Source organism: Bacteroidota bacterium (assembly GCA_018831055.1).
Lineage (GTDB): Bacteria > Bacteroidota > Bacteroidia > Bacteroidales > B18-G4 > M55B132.
In genome coordinates, this window is the sequence record JAHJRE010000250.1 from 1 (window position 1) to 2,024 (window position 2,024).

Here is a 2,024-nt window from a genome sequence, read left to right on the forward strand (position 1 = left end):
TAACCTGCCTGAATCGTTTGAAGAAACCCGGTTGGTTTACATGACCGCGTGCCTGCTTAAGTTCTACCAGCAGCTTCGGATCTACGAAGAAAAGGCTGGGGATTTTGAGCCGTTTAACATGGAGAAACCTTTGTGGGTCTTTGTCGGCAGTACTGTGTCCTCCGGAAAAATGAGCAAGGATGAGCAGATTGTGGCTACTGACGTAGCTATGATCATCCAGTTTATTGCCGACTTTCTGGACAACCGCCATGCCGCTATACGCAGGATAGGCGAGATTTTGACCGGCAGGGGACAGGATACCGGATTGCTGGACAAGGACGGTAACGATATTTTCGCCGGGGCATTCAGCTATCTGGTCAGGGCGGCCGGAACTTCCAGCTTCGGAAATCAGGAAAATCAGGAGCAGGGGGATCTTGCCAGAAAACTCTATCGGGATATCCTTTCCCGCCTGTTTAACAATCCTGCCGGCGGAAACCTTTCGCTGGATCGTATCAAGGGCGAGTCAGGTGAAGTGGCGCTGCGGGTTGGAACATCGGGGATTCCTTTCGGCCTGATTAATGTCGGCGACGCCAAAAGTCTGTGTGATCATGTGGCTGAAGTTGGCGTTCAAAACGGCATTCGTCTGATCGTGGAGGACAGTGATTTTAACGAAGCCACGTTCGCGTCAGTGAAGGCTTCAACTTCGCCGATCAATCTGCTGATCGGCTCGAAAAAATTCGTAGAAGGCTGGGATTGCTGGCGGGTCAGTACGATGGGCCTGATGCATGTCGGACGCTCTGAAGGTTCCCAAATTATCCAGTTGTTTGGGCGTGGTGTCCGCCTGAAGGGTTATGAGTGGAGCCTCAAGCGCAGCGGCCATTCTCACGCTCCGTTCCGCCCGGCATTCATTGAAGAGCTTGAGACGCTGAATGTGTTCGGCATTGAAGCGGATTTTATGGAGAAGTTTCGCGAATTTCTGAAGGAGGAAGGCCTTCCGGGCAACGAACGCCGTAAGATCATTACCATACCGCTGAACGTTACTTATGACTTCGGGAAGAAACTCAAGATTCTGCGCCCAAAACGTAAGGCTTCCGACGGCAGGGAATATGATTTCAAAAGGGACGCCCCGGTCCCGACTGTTGGCGACCTCCCGGATTATCTGACGCATAACACCATCGTTGCAGACTGGTATCCGCGCATTCAGGCGGTGAGGTCTCGCGGGACAGCACGAGCAACCCAGAAAGACAAGGTCTCGTTTCGCGAACAGCATCTGGCACTGTTGGATTATGACGCGCTCTTTTTTGAACTGGAGCAGTTTAAACGCGAGCGGAGCTGGTACAACATAAATATCTCTAAGGATGGTATCTATCGTTTGCTTAAAGATACGAACTGGTACACGCTTTATCTGCCGGAAGCCAGGTTGAATCCCACAAGCTTTGACGGCGTGCTGCTTCTGCAGCAGGTAGCGGCTGAGCTGTTGAAGCGTTATTGTGAACATTATTACAACTACCGCAAGCGCGAATACATAGAACCTCGTCTTGAGCTGCGGGACCTGCGGCCGGATGATGATAATGTGCCGCAGGAGGAGTTTTATCAATTAATTGTAGATGGTGATGAGGAGCAGGTCATCCTGGGTATTCAGCAAATCAGTAAAGACCTGGAAGAGAAAAAGGATGATCTCCTGAAGGTCGGTGATTTGAAAGCCTGCAACTTCGGAAAGCATCTTTTTCAGCCATTGTTCCATGTCCGGCCTGGAGGAAAGATTACCGTTCTTCCGGTGGCGCTCAATGAAAGCGAGTATCAGTTCGTTACTGATCTGAAGACCTGGTGCGACGATAATAAGGAAGCTCTGGAAAAGGACGGAATGGAGCTCTTTCTGCTCAGAAACCTGAGCCGTGGCAAGGGTGTGGGATTCTTTGAGGCGGGCAACTTCCATCCTGATTTCATCCTCTGGATGCTCGTGGGAGGCAGACAGCATATCACCTTCATCGAGCCACACGGTCTTTTGCATGAAGGCCCGGCCAGCGAGAAGATACTGTTCCACA

The 2,024-nt window shown here is 51.2% G+C and carries 1 protein-coding gene; it reads left to right on the forward strand.

All coding sequences use genetic code 11. The features are described from left to right. Window positions 1-2,024: restriction endonuclease subunit R (locus KKA81_16100; protein ID MBU2652449.1), on the forward strand; the 2,024-nt coding region annotated here is incomplete at both ends.